We start from the raw sequence: 22,199 nt of genomic DNA on the forward strand, positions 1-22,199 counted from the left end.
ATTACAATGGGAGTGATGGTCGTAATTAATATTGATAAGTCAAATTAAAGCCTACCGAAGGTGTCGCCGTTTTAAACTGTGCAGGCTTATACAAGGCCCATCCAGAAAACACATCATAGGTAAAGCCCTTAAAGCCACCCCGCACACCCACAGTAGCACCAGCCAAGGTATCGCCTAATAAATACTGCACACTAGGTCCATACACCTTGCCGAAATCAACGCCAACATAAGCGGATTGCCCGGTATTGGCTATCGGCAGATCAAATTCATTGCGCAAATAGAACCCGCGCTCACCGGCTAAGGTCAACTCCCCATCAAAACCACGCACGGTATAGCGACCACCGATCGTAAATTGATCGGTCAGATACAGCGGCGAACGGGTATTCTGCCCTCGGAAAGTAGCGATGTATGTGAGCGGTTGATCGGCAATCTTGAACGGGACAGACAAGGTCGCATCCACAGTTTGTATGGTGTACATAAAAGTCGGGTAATCCGATGGCCGATCATCAGCATTACTCTGCGCCCCCAGTAATGGACTACCCCAGCGATTAGCTAGTGTGAAATCAAGCTGCGCGTTACCGAAATAGTGTGTATGTACCCAGCCTAGTTCTACATAGGTGGTATTACGCTTTTGCACGCCGATTTCAGTATCATCAATAAACGCATCGCTCCAACGTTTCCCCAGTTTGAGCTGCCAGCTATTTTTTTGGAATTGATCACGTTGAAATAACTGACTGACTTTAAATTCCAGACTTTGCGATTTGCCACTAGAGACATAATCCTCATTCGCACCAGCGATTTTTTGATGATAGGTATAGTCGCTCGCTGAGAGCGAATAATTCCAATATCCCATCGGCACTGCGTAATAGACATTACGCCCACCAGTACCGCGATCACCGCCGTGGCGATCTGCATCCGAGCTGATGCCAAGATTGAGAATGTCAGACAAGCCCAGTAAATTATTGATACCAAGACTCAGCCCAGCCTGCAATTGCCCTGTACCTTTAGCGCCGCTATTATCAAAATTAGCCGCCAGTGTCCAAGGTTTGCTACGTTTTACATCCAGTACTACATCGCTTTCACCAGGAACGTCAGTCGGCACAATTTCCATATTCACATCTTGATTAGAGACGCGCTTCATTTGCTCCAGACCTTGTTCCAGATCACGCAGATTGAGTAACTGACCGGCGCCGGTCGGAAACGCATTACGCGCAGCGCCGTAAAGTGACTGATCGGCAAAACGTATTGCATGAATCACACCCGGCACCAAGGTCAAATGCATCACGCCAGTCGATAAGTCCTGTTCTGGAATACTGATGCGGGTGGTGCTATACCCTTTTTGCAAAATCAAATTAGTCAGACGTTCCACAATCAGATTTAACCCAACCTGCCCAACACAAGCGCCGTCATATTGCTGCAAATAATCTTGCGCAAAACGGAAGGGATCGAATGGCAATGCACTGGCACCGGCCAACTGTGCCGAGGAAGACAATTGCGGCGGCACCGCAAGCACAAACTGATGAATCGTAAAGCAGGGTGATTCGGTTGGTAGTGTCAGTGTATTCAGAGCTTTTGCGGAGGCAGCATTTTGCAAATCGACATTCGGCGCTTGCAATTGTTGCTGGCGTTGTAAAGCGTCTGTTTGACTGCGGCGTAGCTGATCTTGCTGTGCAGCATCCTCTGCTGCACGGCGACGTTGCTCTTCGCTGATGGCCTGGGTCTGGCTATGGGCGTTAGAGGTAATACCTGCGAATAATAAGGTCGATGCAATACTTTGGGTAATGATGGAGAGTCTGAGTGAGTTTTTCACGGAATGCTCTTTGTTTGAATGTGCAAAGGCATTCGCTTTATTGCGGCCTACTTGCGTTGGGTTGATTAATGACAGGATTCAGCTTTGACTGCGGGTACAGGTTCAAGCATCACACCATCGGTTGTCGCGTGTATTTCGTTGATCACTTGTTCACAGCGCGTTGGAGTTAACTCCAGGCTGACTTCGTAATCTTTACCAGCTTCGGGCGTAAACGTCGTGGCGAGTTTTCTGCATTCCAGAGAGTTATTGGTTCCCGGATTGCTGGAGAAACTACTGGTGATGGTGACTGGCTGTTGTGGCGTAATAGCGTATTCACGAAAAAATGCTTTGGATAGAAAACCATTTCTGGCCGATGGATGTTCGCTGTTGGGAGTTGCTGGCATACCGATACTTTTATTAGAAGCAGCGCCGACAAAAGAGGCGAAGGCATCGCCTATGCCACCGGATACGGTTTCGCTTTTACCACCGACGCAGGAACTGTTTTCATAGAGCTTTACACCGAAGCCGTTTTGGCCGAATAGACGGATTCTGGCGGTGTCGGCTGTTGGTGTGTTGGTTTCATCTGCTAATGAAAATTGGCATGTTAGGCCTAATATGAATAGGCATGTAATACGAGTATTTTTATACATTTAAATTGTTTTTCCTTTGCCAATGAGATACTTTTTAAGAGTGATATTTTGCATGCCACCCCATGGTTTCTTTTCCAATTTGCTATAGTTTCTTGAATACTTAGATTTAAGCCAGAAGGCTCAGACTTTAAAAGATGGCAAATGAAAGTAAGCGACAAGGCCAGCGACCAATAGCATAAGTAGCACTATTAATAAAAAAATGTAAAAGTCCTTACGGGAGGTTGGTGCGCCAATTCCACTCAAATCGCCACTTAATAAAGCAAGAATAACCACAGCAACTGCCACAACCACCATTGTTGCTTTCGCCACTCCGCCAAAAAATATTTCGGCAAAACGTGTCCAGCGAGAGTGATGAAATTGTTGCTTCATTTTTTATTGTCTTCGCTTAGTTTCTTAGGCGTGTTTAATGAATCGAAGAACGCTTCGAGAACAGCAATTCTGTACTTGTTCGTCGCAGCACAATTCATCTGTGCGTACTTGTTGATTTATTACTGCTTATTTGCAAGCATTTTCAAATCACTTCGTGAGCCAATCCCATACGATATGGCGTAACCACCTTTTGAGATAAAGTCTGCGCGAGCCCAATTATTGTCTGGGATTTTCACTCCTTCTGGAGCAGCATATATCAGTAGCGATGCTTCTCCACCACGAGATGGGAATCTGCATGCTATATAAATTGTTTTTTTACCTTGTGCCAATCTTCCAAAACAGCGCGTAGCTTTTACTAAAAGTTGTGTTGCCTGTTTTTGAGAGCTGTATATCGTAAGAACGGGTAAATCATCGCCTTGCAGTTTTAGACTCACTTGACTGACCTTCCAGTCAATAGGATTACGATCTTCATATATGTCATAAGTGCCGACCATCTCCATCATCGCGGCACTGGTTTCGCTGGGTGTCGGGAGTGTTTGTGTCGTACACCCGCAGAGGAATAAAGTAGAGACGACGTAGATGCGTTTCATTATTTTTTTAAAGTTCATGAAAAAATTAGAGCTAAAATGAATGTTGCTATGATCGCCATTGTGTATATGGTTCGTGCTTCTTGATTTTCGCCTTCTCCATAACTAAAGGGACCAACTCCGGGTAAATTTTTATTAAATCGAAAAGAAAAAATTACCCTGGTAATCCACGCTATTCCAATAATCCAGAACAGTAATTCTGGATATGCACGAGAAAAGAACAACGTCAGACATTTAATAAGTCCTGCAAAAAGAACTAGATAAGAAGCAATCAACCAAATTTTTTGAGATTTCATTTTTTGAATCCCATGGAATTATTGGTTTGTTCTTTTGAGCGATTTATAAAAGCTTGCCAGCCACCACCTAAATCTACTAATACTGTTACTCTGTTAGCCATAACTTCTGAAAGACCGCAAACACCTTTCAAGTATGATTGTAAGGTGGTGCATTCATGAAAAAATCACAAAGAAAAATATACCGACCACTACAATGCAGTAGGTAACTCTACCAATTTGATTTTCTCCTTGGTTGTAAGCAAAAGGGGCTGGCAAATTCCAATTTTTAAACACTGCATTTGTAATCCACACAGCCCAAGCAACTCCACAACTTAAAAATAATAATTGATCATATTGTTGACGAGTAAAAAAATATGCTCCCTTAACCATAAAAGCAATTCCGATCAAAACGAGCAATACCCGGAGTGCATTAATGCGATTCATTTTCCACCTCCAACCAGATCTTTAGCTTGTTGTTGAGTCCGATCTACAAATGCTTGCCATCCTCCGCATAAGTCTATTAAAGTGATAACACGACTTGCAGCAGCCTCACCTATTCCATACACACCTTGTAAGTATTGTTGGGCGGCTAATTGGACAGCTTCTTTTGCTACTGCATTTCCTGTTTTTCCATCTAAATAACCTGAGGCAACTCCAGATGTTGTGCCGATAATACCGGCCATCAGACCTATTGCACCTGTTGGATTCGCAAGTGCGGCATACGTTGCTCCTGTTCCAATGTCATCAAGAACCTTCTTATCCAATGCCTTCACGTACGCCGCAGTCTGTGGATCAGACATATCCAGATTATTTCCTAAGCATTCTGGTGTCGCGCACGAGAAGTATTTTGGAGCATATGTTTTCCCCTCGACTACAACCTGCTGCCCATAACGTCCTTGATCATCCAATGGAAGATTAGTCAGCGGATCACGCTTTTCAGTATTTGATTGCGCATTTTCCGGTTGCTTGATCGGCGCTTTAATAATCACGCCTGCAATTTCTTTATCTACCGTACCGCTATTGATATACGGCGAATTTTTCTGGTCATTTGTTGCATAGAATAAATATTGCCCATTGCCGATAGACAGGTTTGGAGTGCTCGCGGCATATTCTGATTGCAAAGTATGTAAGAACGCTTCCGCCTGTGCTGAGTAAGGTACATCGTAGCCAAAATTATAATCAACCAAATTTTGCGCAGTATTCGCCAGCATAGATAAGGCACCTTGTATCTGTTCTGGTGTTGGGTTGTCGGTGTTGTACAGCTCTTTCGCAAAACGATTAGCATTCTTTTTAATCATCTCGATTTCTGTTGGATGAAGTTGGCGATTGTTAGCCTCAACATTAACCCCAGCCGCAGCACCAGCACCACCTCCTACAGCTACGCCAATCGCTGCTGCTGTTACTTGCTCTAGACCTTGTCTCACAGCATCCGGCAAGCCCATGTTTTGGATTGCACTATCAATGACACTCATTGACTCAGCAGAAGCGAACGCACCAGCTGCCCCACCGACACCGCCGGTCAATGCACCAACACCAGTATGCAAGGCTACACGATACGCGCCACCTTCAGCCCATTTCGCAGCTTCGTCATAGTCTTTATTGGCAAGAGCTTCCTTTTGCTTGATATCAGCATAACTACCAATCTCTTTCGCCGCAGCCTGCCCAAACGCCGCAGTAATCTGAGCCTCAGACGTCACCTTATCTTTAAGCTGTTGTCCATCCCAGTTTTTACCGATGGAACCAGCATTGTCTACACCAACATCGTGGTTGATGCTGGCACCAGTTTGCTCGGCAGTTTGACCGATCAATTGCTGTTGTTTAGCATCGTCAGTGATGACGACTGTACCCGCACTGACGCCGCTATGGCTGGTGCCACTAGCATTGCCATCGGTACTGCTGAAGCCAGCAGAAGTGCCGGTGGCACCGCCGTTGAATTGCATCACACGATCTTTGCTACCACTTTGCGAACCATAACCACCGCCAACGCTCACGCTGCTGGCATCGTAGTTGCTGTGATTTTCAATATCGCTTTGCGTCAAGGTTTGAGTAACTAATAGGTTTTTGTCTGGTGTAGCTGTGCTGGCAATCACACCACCTGTGAGATTGGTGTTGCCATTGACGTTCACAATAAAACCGCCATCGCCAGCTTTGATACCAGACTGTTCACCGACACTGGCGTAATCGCCGTTGACTTTGCTTTGTCCCGCATTGAAGCTGCCTGACGCACCGTAACCTATCGTGACACTGCCGCCGATGTTTTGGTCCTTACTATTGTAATTGCTGGTGTCTTGCAAACTGGTGATGTTGAGATTGCCCGAACCAGAGGTGCCGACATTGGCGAGCACTTGATTGGCACTGGCGACTGCGCCAATCAGATTGGTGTCATGGCCGGATTCTATTATCAAATTATTACCCGCAGTGACATGGGTATTGACATTGGTGACATCGCTACCATCGGCATTACCACGGCTACCTGCCGCGTTGGCCGTGATACCAAACGCAAAGCCGTTGGAACCATAGGTCGCCGCAATACCAACCGCAGCACTGGAAGATGAGCTGGTGCTGTGTTGATCACTACTGCTTTGCGCTGCCTTCAAATTAATATCGCCATCAGCTTTGAGCAAGGCATTTTGACCGGCGGTGATATTACTGCCGATGACATTGATATTGCTGTCTTGTCCTGCACCAGTGGCGGCGATGCTAACGTTGCCACCAGCAGTGACATTGGAACCGACCACAGCGCTGCTGGTTTGTTTGCTTTGGCTATCGCTCTTGCTGGAACCGACGGTCAAGCTGACTGTGACCCCATCGGTTGGGTTTTGTGCGGCAGTGGCAGCATCGCCCGCAGCAGACACTGTTACTGCAGCAGCCAACGCCTTCATGCGTGGATCATCGGTTTTGCTCGATGCCGAATTCATCTGTTGTATGGTTTTTACGGCGGTGACGATAGGAGCGGATACGCCTAATGACAAGCCACTTTGCTGTGTATGATCCTTAGTGGTCGCTGTCATCGTGTCTTGCACCGCAGTGATATCGACTGTTTTGCCGGCGATGCCGATGTCGCCAGCAAGCGCGACAACATTACTACCGGTCTGGGTATAAGCGTTACCGGCGGTAATTGTGACATTACCATTGGTCGAGCCGACGGTGCTGGCATTGTGCGTGGTGGCATCATAGGTTTGCTGATGGTCTTGCTCTTTGTTGCCCATGCTCACACTCATGCCGCTACTGGTAAGACCAGAAGTCTTTTCTTCTGAGCTACTGCTTTCCGATGCGGTGTTTTGGCTGGCAACGATGTTGACGTTGTTACCGGCAACCACGGCCACATCATGGGTGCCAACCACATTACTACCGATCACATTGACATCACGTCCGGCAACCACCTGGACGTTGTCGCCAGAAAGGGTAGAACCGACCGCTTGCGTACCTTGCTGTTGATCGGTGTAGTGGTAACTCGATGACGACAGCATCCCCTTGCTAGTAGTAGAAATTTCCTGATCTTTACTGCTGGTTTGCTCAGCCGATGCAATATTCACATCCCGTCCAGCGGCTGCGACCAGATTTTGATCGGCATTGACATAGGCAGCATTAGCGTTGATATCCTGACCTGCCGCTAACGTGACGTTGCCCCCAGATTGAATCGCTGTGCCGATAGCTTGCGTTTGGGTTTCGTTCAGGTGGTTTTTATTACCATAATCGACATTCGAGGTCGCTTGCGTGGTAACGGTGTTTAGATTGATATCCCGCCCCGCCACAAACGCCGCATCACCCGTGGTGTTAATCGCCGTGCCGGTCAGATTAATATCACGGCCACTTTGTATCGACAATTGATCCGCATTGACACTTGCCACCTGACTGATGCCAATGTTGGTGCCGTTTTTACTGGTGGCCGAACTGATCGTGCTGGCCATCGTCACATCGCGACCAGCCAGTATCCCAACGCGGTTGCCGGAGATCGTGCCGCCGTTGATCAGGTCGTTATCGGCCACTAACACCATAGTGCCGGTTTTAGCATCGCTGCTAATGGTGCCAGTATTGTTGATATCGGTCGCATGGATCAGCGTGTTATTCGACGATTGCAAGGTGCCGCCGTTTTGCAATGTGCCATTGATACTCAGGTCAATATTACGACCGCTCATGACAGAACCAGTCGGACTGACATCACCGGCGTCAAGTCGTGACAGATACACCACTGGTACTAATACGCTTTGCGTTGTGCCATCAGGCAGGGTGATGTTTTGTGAGACCAGCCAGACGATGTCAGAGGTCAGGCTGTTCATTTGTTCAGCGCTTAAAGCGATGCCCGGTGTTAGCTGGAATTGCTGGGCGTAATTGATACCCGCATCCATCAACGCCTCGTATTGTTGCTCGTTGCTGGTGTAGTCGCCGAGGAAGCGTTTGCCGGTCAATTCGGTGATTTGCTGGTTGATCAGCGTTTGCTCGTAATATCCATCACCGAGGCGTTTTTGTGTCGCCATCGGATCAACACCAAGGCGACTCAACATGTAATCGCTGGAAATGAAATTGTTGTAGTTAGTGAACTTGGGGTCGGTTTCGATCAGATAACCGAGATTAGGATTCTGTGTGATCGGGAATAACTGACTGTTCGGTAGCGTCAGATTCGGCAACGGTTTGTCCGCTGTGCCGACGGTTTGGGTATTGCCGGATGTGCCGGTATTGCCACCAGCCGAACCGCTTGCCCCGCCCACAGTCTGACCATTACCAGAGAGATTCTGCCCACCCTGATTGCCACCGATAGTGCTGGAGCCGGAAGAAGGCACGGTGCTGTTGCCGACACCGCTGCCGATGGCGCCGTTATCGCCTTGATTCGGTTTGGTTAAATCCAGCACTGTCCACACTGGCAACGCAAAGGTGGTGGTTGGCAACGCTACATCGTAAGCGGCGCCGTTATTGTCGTAAGTGTAGTGATTTTCATGCGGATGGCCGTCAACCCAGTGATAGTAATTCTCTCCGGCGGTCATCTGATTGGTGGTGACGACTTGACCATCCGCACCAATGTTATTGAGATCGCCGAGTTGTCCACCGAGCGTGCCACCAGCAATCATGGTGCTTTTGTCGTTGGTGACATTACCCGATAGGGTCATGTTGTTACCGGACGTGATCTGTCCTGGATCGCTGGAGGTGACCACGGTTTTTTGGACGATTTGCGTATAGTCCATTTTGTAGAATTTTTCGTAGCGCGAATTGCCCGGTAAGACCACTACGATACCGCCGTCACCACTGTCGCTCCAGGTGACATCGCTGGTGTCGTACCAGGTATTGCTATCCCAGGAGCGGTATTGCGTCACGTGTGTGGTGAGCGTGGGATCGATCACCAGATCAGTGGCGAAGTGATCGTTGCGATTGGTCAGATTGGCCGTTTGTAAGTTCAGATTATTGCCAGCATCTATCGTTGCCGAGGCATTCAAGATCGATGCGGAACTGTCTGTCGCTTTATGATTGGCATCCAAGGCACCACCGAACGCCATATCGCCCAGACTGATGATGGTGGCGTGTTCACGGTTGACGATGGTGTTCGCCCCCAGATCGAGATCATTACGCGCGGCGATGATACCAGCCTGATTGGTGGTACCGTCGGCGTTCAGGATGCCATCATTGGTAATGCTCTGCGCGCCAATAGCGACATCGTCACCATAAATACGACCTATGTTATAGACCGTATTGGATGCCTGAATCCACGTATTGCCATTGCCAGCATTGATCAATGCACCATATTGATTGGTGACATTGGCGGCACTTACATTCAGATTGCGCACCGCTTCCAGATTGCCTGCGTTGGTCAGGGTGCCGGTGGCGGCGAAACTGAGATCACGATTGGCGGTGAATTGATTGGCTGCGGTATTGGTGTAATCGCCTTGCAGGTTGATACTGGCATCTTGACCGGCGATGACTTTGCCGTCGCCGAGTATCGTGTTGGCATAGATCGTTGTGTTTTTATCGCTGCCAATATTCCCGGCAGTATTGGTGACAATCCCGCTGGTCGATAAGGCGATATTGCCACCATTCCCAGCAGTGTTGCCGATCTGGCCATTGGTATTGTCGATGCTGGCAACGGTTAAATTGGTATCGCCTGATGAGGCAATATTGCCAGCGCTATTATTCAGCGTTGCACCTGCCTGATTGACGGTGAGGTTTTGTCCGGCAAACAGCTTGCCCTGACTGTTGTTGATGTTGTTGGCGATTGCCAGAGTCAAGTCTGCAGCGGAGATGACTTGCCCTTGCTGGGTGTTGCTCAGATTGGTAGATGTCAGGGTGAGATTACCGTTACCGCCGATGGTGCCCGCATCGTTGGCGAGATTGCTGCCGCCATTGATGGCGGTAGATCCTGTGCCGCTGTTGGCGATGCGACCAGAGGTGTTATCGATGCTGCTGCCAGAAACGGTTAAGGTTGCTGCTGCGCCATTTGCTTCGATCCGGCCATCCTGATTGTTGACGTCATTGGTTGCCGTAGCATTAATCGACCCATCACTTTGCAGCACGCCAGAGTTGTTGAACAGTGTGCCATCGGCGTTGAGCGAAAGATTTTGTTTGCTGTAGAACGTGCCTTCGGTGTTATCGATGTCGGTAGCCTTGACGTTCACATCACCTGCACTACCGATAAAGCCGCCGACATTGTTGGCGCTAGTATTGCTTAAGCCCTGGCGCAAGTTGATGGTGAGCGCATTCGCACCGAGATTTTGTATCGTACCTGCAGCGTTGTTGAGGCTGTTGGCATTGATGGCTAAACCGCTCTTGATCGCTTCAAGCTTACCCTGCGTATTGTTAATATTGCCGGTCGCATTGACCTTTAAACTATCGCCGGATAAATAACCGCCATTGCTGTTGTCGATATCTCCGGCAGTGGCGGTAATAGTGGTTGCGCCTGCGCCGAACAATGTTCCAGCTTGATTATTGATACTGGTAGCACCAGCATTGACGGTGCCATTACTGCCGATGGTGCCGCCTTGGTTCTGTAATGCGCCATTGCCTACCGCGACATTAAGTGTGCCAGTTCCTGCATGCGAAATGGTGCCGCCGTTATTATTCAATTGCTGCGGAGTCAGTGTCAGATCGGCGCTGTTGGTTTGAATTAAACCAGCATTCGAATTATCTAACATATTGGTGACATCTATCGTGCTGGCATCTTCACCGAATTGGGCAATTTGACCTTGTTGATTTGATAGATTGGTGGCGTGCAGGGTGATCTGATCGGCGTTGATTTTGCCTTGATTATTATTGAGCTGGGCAATCGTGGCGTTGATCTTCGCTGCGTCTAACGCGCCTTGTGCGTTGGAGAGAGACGCTGCTTGTGCGGTTAAGGTATTCGCAGCGGCTAGTCGGCCACTGTTGTTATTGAGTTGATTCTGTACCCTCGCAGTGAGATTGTTGCCAGCGGTGATTTGTCCGCTGTTGGTGGCGTTGGCTGCAGTCAGATTGACATCGCCATTGCCGCCGATAACGCCGCCTTGTGAACCATCGGCTGCAGTACCTGCAGCATTGGTCAATAAGCCGCTGGCAGAAAGCGTGAGTCCACTGTTATCGAGGGACGTAATGCGACCGGCCGTATTGTCGATGTTGGCGGCGTTAGCCTGTAAGGCACTCGCCGCTTGTATGGATCCCTGCGTATTATTCAGATTGCCAGTGAGGTTCAGCGCCGCATTGCGATTGGCAATTAATGAACCCTGCTGATTATTCAGGTTGGCGGCGGTGAGTAGCAATTGACCATTGGTCGCGATATCGCCAGCGACGTTGGAAGCTGCGCCGGTATTGATGCTCAATGTCCCACTACCTGCATGAGTAATGTGGCCAACGTCATTGACCAAATCGCCTGATTGGAGAATGAGCTTGTTGGCGTTTGTGGCAATCGTACCGGACGTGTTATTCGTAGTACCTGTGGTGCTGATGTTGGTGTCGCCACTGCCTGACTGAATAAGGCTCCCAGCAACGTTCGAAAGCGCTCCAGAATTAATAGTGAGCTGTGCGGTGTTGATCACACCTTGATTGTTGGTGACAGCGCCAGTAGCATTGATCGTGGTGGCACCGGCTGCCTGCAAATTACCGCCGCTGTGATTAATATCGCCAGAGGTTGCCGTCAAAGTAGTCGCGCCGTTAGAACTGGTATTGGCATTGGCTAAATTGAGACTGCTACCCATCATCGAAACGTTGCTACCCGCCGTGTTTTGTCCTGTTGCGATCAGCGTGCCGTTGGCATTGAGTACTAAATTGCCAAGCTGCGTGGCTTTGCCATTCACATCAATTCCTGCCGCTAACACACCGGTCGAGTTAATTGATGCCGCATTTACGTTGAGGTCGTTTTGTGCAGCGATGGTACCGCTGTTGGACACGAGGCCAGCGCTGTTGAGGCCAACTTGTTGGGCATAGAGCGTGCCACTATTGTTGACATCATCGGTACTACGAATCGCAATCTGTCCAGTGGCATTGGTCTTATTGTTCAGGGTCACTTTACCGTCGTTACTGATAGTCACATCACCAGCGCTGGCGGCAGTATCTCCCAGTAGTTTTACGCCGACACCATGTTCATTCCCTACCAGCATAATCTTCTGCGCATACATGCCGCCCAGCGCAGAGGAGTCAATTGCCACGGCAGGTTGCCCACCTTCGCCAGCAATGACAGTCACACCCAGATCGTTGTAATTGACTTGATTGGCACCAGTGACCACATTGAGGCGGTTGGCGTAGAGCTTGTCGTTCACGCTCACACTACGAGCAATAAGATCTAATTGGTCTGCCCCGGTGCCGTTCATGCCACCGGCACCAATATTGATATCACCTTTGGTCACGCGAAATGATGCCAAACTACCATCGCCGCCAAATGTGGGTGTGCCAGTCGTCAGTACGCCTCTGCTCGTGTTGATGAAACCTGCACCGCCGCCAACTGAAATGCCGTTCGGATTAGCGACTATGACTTCGGCGCGCTGGCCAGCCACTTCGATGTAGCCATTAAGCTGCGAACGAGAGGTGCCAAGCACCTCGTTCAAAATGATTTTAGCGGGTGTATTGATCTGGGAATTGCCCTGAATAAACCCGCCCAATTGGGTGTTCACCGTTGTGGGGCTATTATTTAAGATGACGCCATTCGGATCGACTGAGAAGCTGTCGTATTTGTTATGTGAAAGCCCTGCACCATTAGGCTGAACAATCTGAACAACAGGAATCCCGTTGGCACTTCTATCGGCGATCGGTTGTGGCCCGCCATTCTTATACGCGACTTGCTGCGCACTGACCACAGTTATCTCACCAAATAAACCAGCGATGACGACGCCTAACATCGCAAAGCGCATCAGCGGTGTCGTCGTAGAAACTGACGCACTCGCACTGCGTGTTTCTCCAGTCCCCTTACCTTGATTAGTGACGAGCTCCGAAACGGCAACGAGCATACCGCGCTTGTGATTGAAGATAAGGCGGAAATTTTGCTTGTTCATTGTGTTTCCAATTCAAGGTAAGACAAATCGGTGCTGATTTGCTACAGAGGCGAAAGAGCTAACTACAGAAAAACTTGCTTATTAATTAAGTCGCATTACATTGTAACAAGTGATGAATTGACAAGTAGATGAGAGTTCTCCGGAGATGATTAATTTAACAATGTTTAACAAATAATTAGGAAATAAACATCAGTAAACTTCCGCGTGGAAAATTTTTGACGATTTAAGAAGAATTAGGAGGCAAATACAGCACTGGCACTCATTGCCCGCTAGCATTTTTATAGTGGGGATTGGGATATTTGTTCTGGATAATGACGGTACATCAACGCCCATACCAGTAACGTGCATGTTCTTTCCGATATTCCGTAAACTCAACACCTTCGTTAGCACTCATGCGCAAAGTTATCGCCCCGCTCTCATCGCTGCGTAAATTGGTAATCCCCATATCCATATAGCGCTACCACATCGTTGCTTTAGGATGGTGATAGCGATTGCGGTAACCGACTTAAAACAGGGCGATGCGTGGATCAACTGCGCCATCCAGAAGCGATTCCGTGCCTTGATAACCAGTGATGGGATCGCTGTAGGTGTCGAGGACACGATATTTAGCCCCGTCGAGAATGACGAACTTCTCCTTCCCAACGTAGTTGGAACGATCTTCATAAGAGTCCTTCGCTAACAGGGTATATTCCTTGGTGCCGATGCTCATTCGAAGTGCTCCTTGGAGGACAAGGTGAGCGTGAAGAATTCATCGTGATACCGAGGGGCGACCTCACTTAGCGAGGACATCCCGAGCACGGAGCGATGCGGAATAGAGTTGTCGCCGTAATCCTTCTTGGAAAAATACTGCGTAATGGCTTCCTGCTTGACAATTTGTTCCTGCAGAAGACCGGGGCTAAACGTCACCTCACCGATCTTGAGCTGAGCAATGGCCGCTGTCATAGACCAGTGACATACACCCAGTCCGTAATAGTCTTCATCTTGTAGTAGATCGAGGTAGATGGTGCCGCTGTACTCGTTAGCCCCTACCGGTACGAACGCTATCGGCGAACTTTGGCCGGGAGGCTTGTGATAAATGCCGATGAACTTGTCGAACGGGGCGCACTGCTCATTAGTGACGTCGTACTGCATGAACCCCGTTACTGCATCAAACGGACCCGGCACATCCTTGAGCGTCAGGATAATTTCATAGCGCATCCTGGGATGCGGGTTCTGCTTAATGTCGGGAGTGTTCATGGACGAGCTGCAAGAAGAAACAAAGAACCCTAGAAATAGGCAAAGAGCCCCTAGCTTCGGTTTGATGATGTTTTGTAAACGGGCACGAGCAGTCATTGAATGGGTTGGGATTGCGTGCACGAGGAGTAGTAAATGCGGCAATCCGATCCACCACCGTCCTGGCATGCCTTTGTGGCAGCCTTTTCCGCATCAGCAAGACCGACCCGAGATGCTGTACCAGTAGACTTACTGCTCACGGCAAGCGCAGCACAGGTGTTCGCGTACGAAATCTGGAGTACGCAATTCTGTCCGCCTTTGGCCATGCAGTCGTTGGTTGCCGCTCTCTCTGCACTTGCCTGGCTCTTCTGTCCAGTCGACGTGCCAAGAACAGCATGAGGGGCGTCCGTGGCAATGGCCCCCCAGCGAGACTCCCAGCGAACAGGGGGCTGTTGCTGTTGTGTCGCGGCTCTCTGGCATAGCTGCATGGAAGCGACGCCTTGACCACCTGGCGTTTGGCCCACGACAACTTCCCCCGGCCCAGGGCCAGAACAAGGATAGGCCTGGGCATGGCTAAGCTGATGGGAAATCAATAAACCCAATAACAAGCCCCATAGGACAAAAGTCTTCATAAGATTACTACCTCTCTTTAAACGGTTTTCGTGAAGTCGCAGGCAGCGCCTGTAGGTTGCTGACCGCTAATATCGGCCGACTCTGACCCGGGGTTACGGTAGATACCAATAAACTCGTTGTATGGCGAGCATTGTTCGTTAGTGACGTCGTATTGCATGAAACCTGTTACGGCATCGAATGGACCCGGTGCATCTTTAATCGTTAACGTGATCTCGTAACGCATCTTGGGGTGCGGGTTCTGCTTGATGTCGGGTGTATTCATGGATGAACCGCAGGAGGTAGTAGGCAATCCCGAGAAAAGAACGGCAATAGAGCGGCCTTTCACGGTGTTTATTGAACGCGTACGGCTGGGCTGCAGGTCTTGAAGTAGAGGGAGCAACCAGTATCGGACTTGGAACAAACACCGATGCCTTTTTGGACTGCAATGGCTTCGGTTGCACCCGAGCTCACGTTGAACGTCTTATGTCCGGCGATCAACGTACCGCAGCCATTGGAAAAGGTAATTTGCAGCGTACAATTGGCTCCGCCTTTGGCGGCGCAATCTGACATAGCGCTTTGTTCAGCGGCGCTGGCACTCAATGTGTCTTTAGAGGCGCCGATAATTCCTCGTCCTGGAGAGACGTCCGTGGCAATCGCTCCCCATCGCGACTGCCATTGAGGAGTGGGTTGTTGTTGCTGTTGGTTGGTCCGCTGACAAAGCGGCATGGAAGCGACGCCTTGACCACCTGGCGTTTGGCCCACGACAACTTCCCCCGGCCCCGGACCAGAACAAGGGTAGACCTGGGCATGGCTAAGCTGATGGGAAATCAATAAACCCAATAACACGCCCCATAGGACGAAAGTCTTCATAAGATTACTACCTCTCTTTAAACGGTTTTCGTGACGTCGTGGGCAGCGCCTGCAGGTTGCTGACCGCTAAGTGGGCGACGGGCTGTCAGTGAATTTGAGCCGGAGGGCTGCAGGTGGTGAAGTAAACATGACAGTTTGGCGATGCTGCGCTACAGACATTTGTGGCTTTTTGAATGGCTTCTGCTTTGGTACTGCCCCAGTCAACATCAAAGGCCTTATCGCCAAGGATCATGGCACCACAGCCGTTCGCGTATGAGACCTGCAATTCGCAATGGGCGCCCCCCTTAGCTTTGCAGTCACTTATAGCTGAACGCTCAGCACTGTCTTGGCTTAGAGAACCGCTCGCTGATCCAACAATTGCTTTGTCACTATCGGTCACAATAGCGCCCCAACGCGACTCCCATTTAGGTGGTGGTTGTTGTGCTTGTTGTTGATTGACTCGTTGGCATAGAGGGATGGAAGCAACGCCCTGACCGCCTTGCGTCTGCCCTACAACCACTTCTCCCGGACCGGGGCCGGAACAAGGGTAGGTTTGTGCGTAGCTAGGTAGGTAAGCAATCAACGAGCCTATTAATAGACTAATTAAGACGAGAGTCTTCATAAGCTCGCCTCCCTTAAACGGTCTTCTTGATGTCGCCAGCGGCAACGATATAGCGTGCTTGTGATTGAAGATAAGGCAGAAATTCTGCTTGTTCATTGTGTTTCCAATTCAGGGTAAGACAAATCTGTGTTCATTTGCTACAGAGGCGAAAGAGACAACTACAAACAAACTTGTTTATTAGATAAGTCGCATTAGATTATAACAAGTGATGAATTGACAAGTAGGCGAGGGTTCACAGGAGATGATCAATTTAACAATGCTTAACAAATAATTGGAAAATAAACATCAGTAAACTCCCGCGTGGAAATTTTTTGACGATTTAAGAAGAATTAGGAGGTAAATACTGCACTGACACTCATGCGCAAAGTTAGGCTTGTGCATGGCTAAGTTGATAGGTGCTCAATAAACCTATCAAAAAGCACCACCGGACGAGGGTCTTCATAAGCTCGCGTCCCTTAAACGGTCTTCTTGATGTCGCCAGCGGCGCCGATATAGCGTGCTTGTGATTGAAGATAAGGCAGAAATTCTGCTTGTTCATTGTGTTTCCAATTCAGGGCAAGACAAATCTGTGTTCATTTGCTACAGAGGCGAAAGAGACAACTACAGAAAAACTTGTTTATTAAATAAGTCGCATTCGATTATAACAAGTGATGAATTGACAAGTAGGTGAGAGTCCACTGGACGTGATCAATTTAACAATACTTAACAAATAATTGGAAAATAAACATCAGTAAACTTTCGCGTGGAAATTTTTTGGCGATTTAAGAAGAATTAGGAGGTAAATACTGCACTGGCACGCATTGGCCGCTGGCATTTTTATAGTGGCGATTGGGGTATTTGTTCTGGATAATGAAAGTGCTTCAATGCCCATACCAGTAACGTGCATGTTCTTTCCGATATTCCGTAAACTCTACGCCTCCTTTAGCACTCATGCGCAAAGTTATCGCCCCACTCTCATCGCTGCGTAAATTGGTAATCCCCATATCCATATAGCGCTGCCACACCGATGCTTTAGGATGGTGATAGCGATTGCGGTAACCGACTTGAAACAGGGCAATGCGTGGATCAACTGCGTGTAAGAAATCTGCGGTGGAAGATGTGCCGCTGCCGTGATGCGGTGCCAATAAAACGGTGGATTGCAAAACATCAATATCGTTCTGATAATGTGTCAACAATTGCTGTTCTTGCGCTGCTTCAATATCGCCAGGTAGCAAGATGGAGAACTTGCCATCACTAATCTTCAAGGTGCAGCTAAATGCGTTCGGTTTCAACTTAGCCTGCTGATAGCTTTCCAGCGGCGGTGACAGCATCGCAAATTGGATGCCATCCCACTGCCATGATTGGTCACGCTGACAACGGCGATGTTCAGCGGCATTGAGAACAATGTCGTTAGTTTCCGGCAATGAGGAAATCACCTGATCTACTTTTATAGTGTTAAGTATGGTTAGCGCACCACCGGAGTGATCGCTGTCTGAATGTGAAATCACCACTGCATTCAGATGACTAATGCCTCGCGCTTTGAGATATGGCACGATGACGCGGCTGCCAGCATCCGAACCCGGCGCATAAGCTGGTCCTGCGTCATATAACAAGCGATGATGCTTAGTCTCGATCAGTAAGGACATGCCCTGACCGATATCAAAAGCGGTAACCCACATTTCACCTTCGGCAGGTCGACTTACATCATTGAGTATTAATGGCAACCAGCCAAATAGAGCCAGCCAGCGCAACGGCCAGCCACGCGGTGCCAGCCACCATAACGTCGCCATCAATGTAATGCCAAATATCCATGGAGATGGCAGCGGCGCTGTCCATACCGCAAATGAAAAATGACTTAACCAAGTTAAAAACATCACCAGACTAACCACCAAGGTGTGGGAAAATAATAAAACCCATCCGGAGAATGGTGCAGGCAATACCGCGCCCAGCAATGCTGCTGGCGTCACGATCGTACCAACTAATGGAATCGCCACTGCATTGGCAATCGGACTGAACAATGATGTTTGACCGAACAACAACATCGTCAATGGAATCAAACCTATCGTCACGGCATATTGTGTATTCGCAGCCGCGCGCAAAGCTGAGCGCCGTGCCTTAAGCCAGCGCCTTAGCCAGGACAACACGCTTGATTGCCCAGTTTTGTCGATGTCATCATTTTGCTTATCCTCATGCCTGACCTCGTGGGGTACGCGTGCACGTGTACGCCCTACCGATGCATATAAAATCATGGCAACCGCGCCGTACGATAACCAAAACCCATTGGACAACACTGCCCATGGGTCGTACAAAACCACTACACCCAGCGCTGCACATAGCACGTGCGAAATGCTGGAAATACGCCCCACCCATAGTGCAAGCGTCACCATCAATAACATCACCAAGGCACGCTGTGCCGGTATACCAAATCCGGCCAGGGCAACGTAGATCAACGCCATTAACGCACCAGAGACGGCAGTCACTTTCGGCGTCGGCAAAAGTAGCGGTAGTTCCGCCTGCGTAAAAAAAGAACGTCGCCATAATGCCGATACCAATGCGGCAAACAAACCGGCAACCAGGGAAATGTGCAAGCCAGAAATCGCAATAATATGGCTCACCCCGGTGCGAGCGAAAATCGTTCTGTCAGCTTGATCTATGTCGCGCTGATCACCAATCACTAATGCCACCAGCACACCTGCATAGGGATAATTTGGTAACGCCGACTCTATGCGCTGTCGCAACCAACCGCGCCCGCGCTGTATCACATGGTTCAGGCTAAAAACAAAAGGGCTTATTAATCGATTAGATTCGCGATTGGCATCTTGATTCCTTCCCCCCTTTTTCAAATCAACATGTACGTAACCCGTGGCACGCAAATTTTGTTCTAACAACCATATTTCATAATCAAAACCCGCAGGATTAGCATTGCCATTCGGGCGCTTCAAACGCACTGTCAACTTCCAGCGTGCGCCTGGCTGGATATCTCCTACAGTTGACATCAATTGGGGATTTTGTGTGTCACGCAGGCGATACCACGACAACGCCAGCAATGATGGGACTGACGGAGTCTCACCGTCTTGAGGCAACACCTGTTCAACCGCAAAATTAAACCGCACACCTTGTTCAAAATGCGCGGGTAGATTGGCCACCGTACCAATCAGCGTGATATCACGTCCTTCCCACTCTGGCGGCAACTCTTGTCGTAAATAGTAGTACGCAAATAATGCGGCCCAGCAAAAACCAAACAGCGCCCCGCAGATGATGAATGAAAAGGTTTTAATCGAAGAACGAATAAACCGATGCTGCAATTTTTTGGAATAAAAAATTAAGACTGCGGATATGCCGAACAACAGCAGCAAGATGCAGAGAAATTGCGCCGATGGCAAACCGGCCTGCGTTTGCAAATAGACAACACCGAACAGGAAACCAATGACACAACTGCGCATTGGCTAGTCCTTACCTTAACCAAGTAAAGCTAAGCGTGGCAACGCGATACGTGCATTGGCTGAAGTTGCCTGAGCTAAGTCATGAATTGGCATATTGCGTAACTGAGCCAGTACGCCACCAATGCGAGGGCATTCTTGTGGTGCATTTTTTTCCGGATGCAGCCAGACAGGCGACATATCCGGGGCATCGGTTTCCAGCACTAAGGTATCCAATGGCAATTGTTCCGCCAGACGTCGAATTTGCAAAGCGCGCGTAAATGTCATTGCGCCGCCAAAACCCAATTTAAAACCCAGGTCAATAAATGCTTGTGCCTGCTGAAAACTGCCATTGAAAGCATGGGCAATACCGCCCTGCACTTTAATGCGACGCAAATATTTAAGTAAAGTATCCTGAGATTTACGTACATGCAGCAGTACTGGCAGATCAAATTCTCGTGCCAGTTTTAATTGCTCAACGTAAAAATACTCCTGCTTTTCACGTAAAACACCCGTATTCAAATCCGGCACAAAGAAATCCAGACCAATTTCTCCTATCGCGACAAATAAAGGGTCGGCCATTGCTGTCGCAATCGCAGCGCGCAAAGTCAATAAATCCGCCTCGTCTGCATGAGGCACATAAATAGGATGTATGCCCAGTGCGTAAGCACAATTGCTTTGCGCAGCGGCGATTGTCGCCACCGCTTGAAAATTGGCTCGCTCTACTGCCGGGATCACTATCCAGGAAACCTGCTGTTGCGCCGCAGCCTGCGCAAAAGCGCTCTGCTGTCCGCCAAATTCGGCGGCATCAAGATGACAATGCGTGTCTATCCACATAGGGGCGGCTTTTCAAAGATGAGCAGATTATCATCCTAGCATGCGATAGTATCTATTCGCACCGCGCAATGCTAAGGAAAAACCTAACATTCCTTGCTTATTAATTAAGATGGTTATAAGCAATCTCGATTTAATTCTTAAGCGTTCAGAAGAGTGAAACACAATAGACTGATACCATAGCGGGCTACGCAAAAAACAATAAAGCAAGAAACAATTCAGATGGACAAAGTAAAAAATACATCATCGTTAGCCGATCCGGCCGCACTGGCACAACTTTTCGACCAGCGTGAGTTCCGTCATGCGCTCAGCACTTTTACCACTGGCGTCACTATCGTTACTGCATGCAGTACTGTCGATGGCAGCGAAAAACTGGTTGGTATAACGGCGAACAGTTTCAATTCGGTCTCACTTGATCCCCCATTGGTGCTGTGGAGTTTGTCCAAGTCATCTCACAGCGCCGCCGTATTTGAAACTGCCGATTATTGGGCCGTACATATCTTGTCGCACGATCAGGATGGCTTGGCCAATCGCTTTGCAAAACGTGGCATTGATAAATTTGCCGGATTGACGATAGAACGTGGCTTAGGCGACGCACCTTTATTGTCTGGCTGCACCACTCGCATGCAATGTAAAACCACCTATCGCTACGATGGCGGCGACCATATCATTATGGTCGGCGAAGTAATGCATTTTGATCATTCTGATGCCCCGCCGTTGGTGTACCAACGTGGCAATTACGCCATCGCCACCCGTAAGGAGCTGACAGATGAAGCCGAAGCGTTAATCAAGGTCACCACTTCTGGGCGGAACACAGATACAGCCGCCAGCAATACGATTACCCCGTTACTGGGCAACGCGTATTTTCAGTTATATGACAAATTGCGCGAATCCGGTGCGCAACATGGCTTGAACGATACCGAATTTTTCGTACTCAACACGCTGGCTGCCAACGAAGGGCTAAGTCTGGCGGAATTGATGCAGTTGTTCGTCTACGCTGGTCATTCACCATTAGCCCATGTGTTAGACGACATGACAGTGCGCGGCCTGCTGCATGTGATCGTTGATCAAGATGAAGAAAGCAATAATGGGCTGTTTTATTTAACTGCTCTCGGCCACGATGTCGCACAAAAAATTGTTGATGCAGGAAAACAGATTGAAGCAGACATGCTGAGTAAATTGGGGGAAGTTGACACCATCGCTTTGCGTACATTGTTGCGGCGGTTTGTTAATCCCTGAGAATAACGCAATATCGGTAGGGCTTCGCAAAACAGGACTGAGCGTGACTGCCAAGAGCATAGAGATTGGCGGAGGACAGTAAGAGTCGAACTTACGAAGGAATGATTGACACCCCTTGACGGGTTTGAAGCCCGCCCGTGCCACCGGACACGTTTGCCCTCCTCTAATGCGGCCTCAACAGACCTACTGCGCAAGCCAATCTCAAATCTGTGATGCTCGCCGTACACCAGTACGGCTGTGCTTCTCGATTCGACCTTGGCTTGCTCGCTACGGTCTGTTGAGGCCGTTTTAAGTCGGCGATCATTCAGTCAGTGATAAAC

17 protein-coding genes and 1 tRNA gene are annotated in these 22,199 nt (G+C 49.0%); 1 reads left to right on the plus strand and 17 read right to left on the minus strand.

Going from position 1 to position 22,199, the window contains the following annotated elements; all coding sequences use genetic code 11:
- Positions 1–25 precede the first annotated feature (25 nt).
- From GEV47_RS03840 to GEV47_RS03910, 16 genes are all read right to left on the minus strand, one after another.
- On the minus strand, positions 26–1,810 hold the full coding sequence (locus GEV47_RS03840; RefSeq protein WP_322741537.1) for a ShlB/FhaC/HecB family hemolysin secretion/activation protein: 1,785 nt from the start codon (positions 1,808–1,810) through the stop codon (positions 26–28).
- 65 nt (positions 1,811–1,875) lie between these two features.
- Entirely contained in the window at positions 1,876–2,439 is a 564-nt protein-coding gene (locus GEV47_RS03845) for a hypothetical protein (RefSeq protein ID WP_153233351.1), read from the minus strand.
- Between the two features lie 120 nt (positions 2,440–2,559).
- Entirely contained in the window at positions 2,560–2,808 is a 249-nt protein-coding gene (locus GEV47_RS03850; protein ID WP_153233352.1) for a hypothetical protein, read from the minus strand.
- A gap of 119 nt (positions 2,809–2,927) precedes the next feature.
- Positions 2,928–3,311 carry a hypothetical protein gene (locus GEV47_RS03855; protein ID WP_228124548.1) on the minus strand — a complete coding sequence of 128 codons (384 nt, stop codon included), beginning with the start codon at positions 3,309–3,311 and terminating at the stop codon, positions 2,928–2,930.
- 101 nt (positions 3,312–3,412) lie between these two features.
- Positions 3,413–3,691: a hypothetical protein gene (locus tag GEV47_RS03860; protein ID WP_153233354.1), complete on the minus strand. Its 279-nt coding sequence runs from the start codon at positions 3,689–3,691 to the stop codon at positions 3,413–3,415.
- Positions 3,692–3,844: 153 nt separating this feature from the next.
- On the minus strand, positions 3,845–4,114 hold the full coding sequence (locus tag GEV47_RS03865) for a hypothetical protein (protein ID WP_153233355.1): 270 nt from the start codon (positions 4,112–4,114) through the stop codon (positions 3,845–3,847).
- Positions 4,111–13,113: a hemagglutinin repeat-containing protein gene (locus tag GEV47_RS03870; RefSeq protein WP_153233356.1), complete on the minus strand. Its 9,003-nt coding sequence runs from the start codon at positions 13,111–13,113 to the stop codon at positions 4,111–4,113. Before GEV47_RS03870 ends, GEV47_RS03865 begins: the two co-directional genes overlap by 4 nt.
- 322 nt (positions 13,114–13,435) lie before the next feature.
- Positions 13,436–13,564, minus strand: a complete 129-nt coding sequence (locus GEV47_RS19685) for a hypothetical protein (protein ID WP_265588497.1) — start codon at positions 13,562–13,564, stop codon at positions 13,436–13,438.
- Between the two features lie 54 nt (positions 13,565–13,618).
- Positions 13,619–13,822, minus strand: a complete 204-nt coding sequence (locus GEV47_RS03875) for a hypothetical protein (RefSeq protein ID WP_153233357.1) — start codon at positions 13,820–13,822, stop codon at positions 13,619–13,621.
- Positions 13,819–14,349: a hypothetical protein gene (locus GEV47_RS03880; RefSeq protein ID WP_153233358.1), complete on the minus strand. Its 531-nt coding sequence runs from the start codon at positions 14,347–14,349 to the stop codon at positions 13,819–13,821. Before GEV47_RS03880 ends, GEV47_RS03875 begins: the two co-directional genes overlap by 4 nt.
- Before the next feature lie 92 nt (positions 14,350–14,441).
- Positions 14,442–14,957: a DUF4189 domain-containing protein gene (locus GEV47_RS19835; RefSeq protein WP_153233359.1), complete on the minus strand. Its 516-nt coding sequence runs from the start codon at positions 14,955–14,957 to the stop codon at positions 14,442–14,444.
- A 17-nt stretch (positions 14,958–14,974) separates the two neighbouring features.
- Entirely contained in the window at positions 14,975–15,220 is a 246-nt protein-coding gene (locus tag GEV47_RS03890) for a hypothetical protein (RefSeq protein ID WP_153233360.1), read from the minus strand.
- Between the two features lie 68 nt (positions 15,221–15,288).
- Positions 15,289–15,699 carry a DUF4189 domain-containing protein gene (locus tag GEV47_RS03895; protein WP_194270564.1) on the minus strand — a complete coding sequence of 137 codons (411 nt, stop codon included), beginning with the start codon at positions 15,697–15,699 and terminating at the stop codon, positions 15,289–15,291.
- A gap of 193 nt (positions 15,700–15,892) precedes the next feature.
- Positions 15,893–16,408 (minus strand): DUF4189 domain-containing protein, encoded by a 516-nt coding sequence (locus GEV47_RS03900; RefSeq protein WP_194270565.1) that lies wholly within the window; start codon positions 16,406–16,408, stop codon positions 15,893–15,895.
- Between the two features lie 860 nt (positions 16,409–17,268).
- The gene (locus GEV47_RS03905) at positions 17,269–19,830 is read right to left on the minus strand and encodes a DNA internalization-related competence protein ComEC/Rec2 (protein ID WP_153233363.1); all 2,562 of its coding nucleotides are present in this window, start codon (positions 19,828–19,830) and stop codon (positions 17,269–17,271) included.
- 15 nt (positions 19,831–19,845) lie between these two features.
- Positions 19,846–20,643 (minus strand): TatD family hydrolase, encoded by a 798-nt coding sequence (locus GEV47_RS03910; protein WP_153233364.1) that lies wholly within the window; start codon positions 20,641–20,643, stop codon positions 19,846–19,848.
- 219 nt (positions 20,644–20,862) lie between these two features.
- On the opposite strand from GEV47_RS03910, the gene GEV47_RS03915 reads away from it, so the two are divergent.
- The gene (locus GEV47_RS03915) at positions 20,863–21,879 is read left to right on the plus strand and encodes a flavin reductase (RefSeq protein WP_153233365.1); all 1,017 of its coding nucleotides are present in this window, start codon (positions 20,863–20,865) and stop codon (positions 21,877–21,879) included.
- Between the two features lie 66 nt (positions 21,880–21,945).
- Here the strand turns inward: GEV47_RS03915 and GEV47_RS03920 are convergent.
- Positions 21,946–22,041, minus strand: a tRNA-Sec gene (locus GEV47_RS03920).
- Positions 22,042–22,199 lie beyond the last annotated feature (158 nt).

Origin of the sequence: Glaciimonas soli, assembly GCF_009497155.1 — a bacterium.
Classification (GTDB): Bacteria; Pseudomonadota; Gammaproteobacteria; order Burkholderiales; family Burkholderiaceae_D; genus Glaciimonas; species Glaciimonas soli.

Bases quoted from the DNA above. Each gene is read 5' to 3' on its own strand.
- GEV47_RS03915 (WP_153233365.1), top strand. From the start codon at position 20,863: ATGGACAAAGTAAAAAATACATCATCGTTAGCCGATCCGGCCGCACTG.
- GEV47_RS03905 (WP_153233363.1), bottom strand. From the start codon at position 19,830: ATGCGCAGTTGTGTCATTGGTTTCCTGTTCGGTGTTGTCTATTTGCAA.
- GEV47_RS19685 (WP_265588497.1), bottom strand. From the start codon at position 13,564: ATGGATATGGGGATTACCAATTTACGCAGCGATGAGAGCGGGGCGATA.
- GEV47_RS03865 (WP_153233355.1), bottom strand. From the start codon at position 4,114: ATGAATCGCATTAATGCACTCCGGGTATTGCTCGTTTTGATCGGAATT.
- GEV47_RS03855 (WP_228124548.1), bottom strand. From the start codon at position 3,311: ATGATGGAGATGGTCGGCACTTATGACATATATGAAGATCGTAATCCT.
- GEV47_RS03880 (WP_153233358.1), bottom strand. From the start codon at position 14,349: ATGAACACTCCCGACATTAAGCAGAACCCGCATCCCAGGATGCGCTAT.
- GEV47_RS03910 (WP_153233364.1), bottom strand. From the start codon at position 20,643: ATGTGGATAGACACGCATTGTCATCTTGATGCCGCCGAATTTGGCGGA.
- GEV47_RS19835 (WP_153233359.1), bottom strand. From the start codon at position 14,957: ATGAAGACTTTTGTCCTATGGGGCTTGTTATTGGGTTTATTGATTTCC.
- GEV47_RS03870 (WP_153233356.1), bottom strand. From the start codon at position 13,113: ATGAACAAGCAAAATTTCCGCCTTATCTTCAATCACAAGCGCGGTATG.
- GEV47_RS03900 (WP_194270565.1), bottom strand. From the start codon at position 16,408: ATGAAGACTCTCGTCTTAATTAGTCTATTAATAGGCTCGTTGATTGCT.
- GEV47_RS03890 (WP_153233360.1), bottom strand. From the start codon at position 15,220: ATGAATACACCCGACATCAAGCAGAACCCGCACCCCAAGATGCGTTAC.
- GEV47_RS03875 (WP_153233357.1), bottom strand. From the start codon at position 13,822: ATGAGCATCGGCACCAAGGAATATACCCTGTTAGCGAAGGACTCTTAT.
- GEV47_RS03860 (WP_153233354.1), bottom strand. From the start codon at position 3,691: ATGAAATCTCAAAAAATTTGGTTGATTGCTTCTTATCTAGTTCTTTTT.
- GEV47_RS03850 (WP_153233352.1), bottom strand. From the start codon at position 2,808: ATGAAGCAACAATTTCATCACTCTCGCTGGACACGTTTTGCCGAAATA.
- GEV47_RS03845 (WP_153233351.1), bottom strand. From the start codon at position 2,439: ATGTATAAAAATACTCGTATTACATGCCTATTCATATTAGGCCTAACA.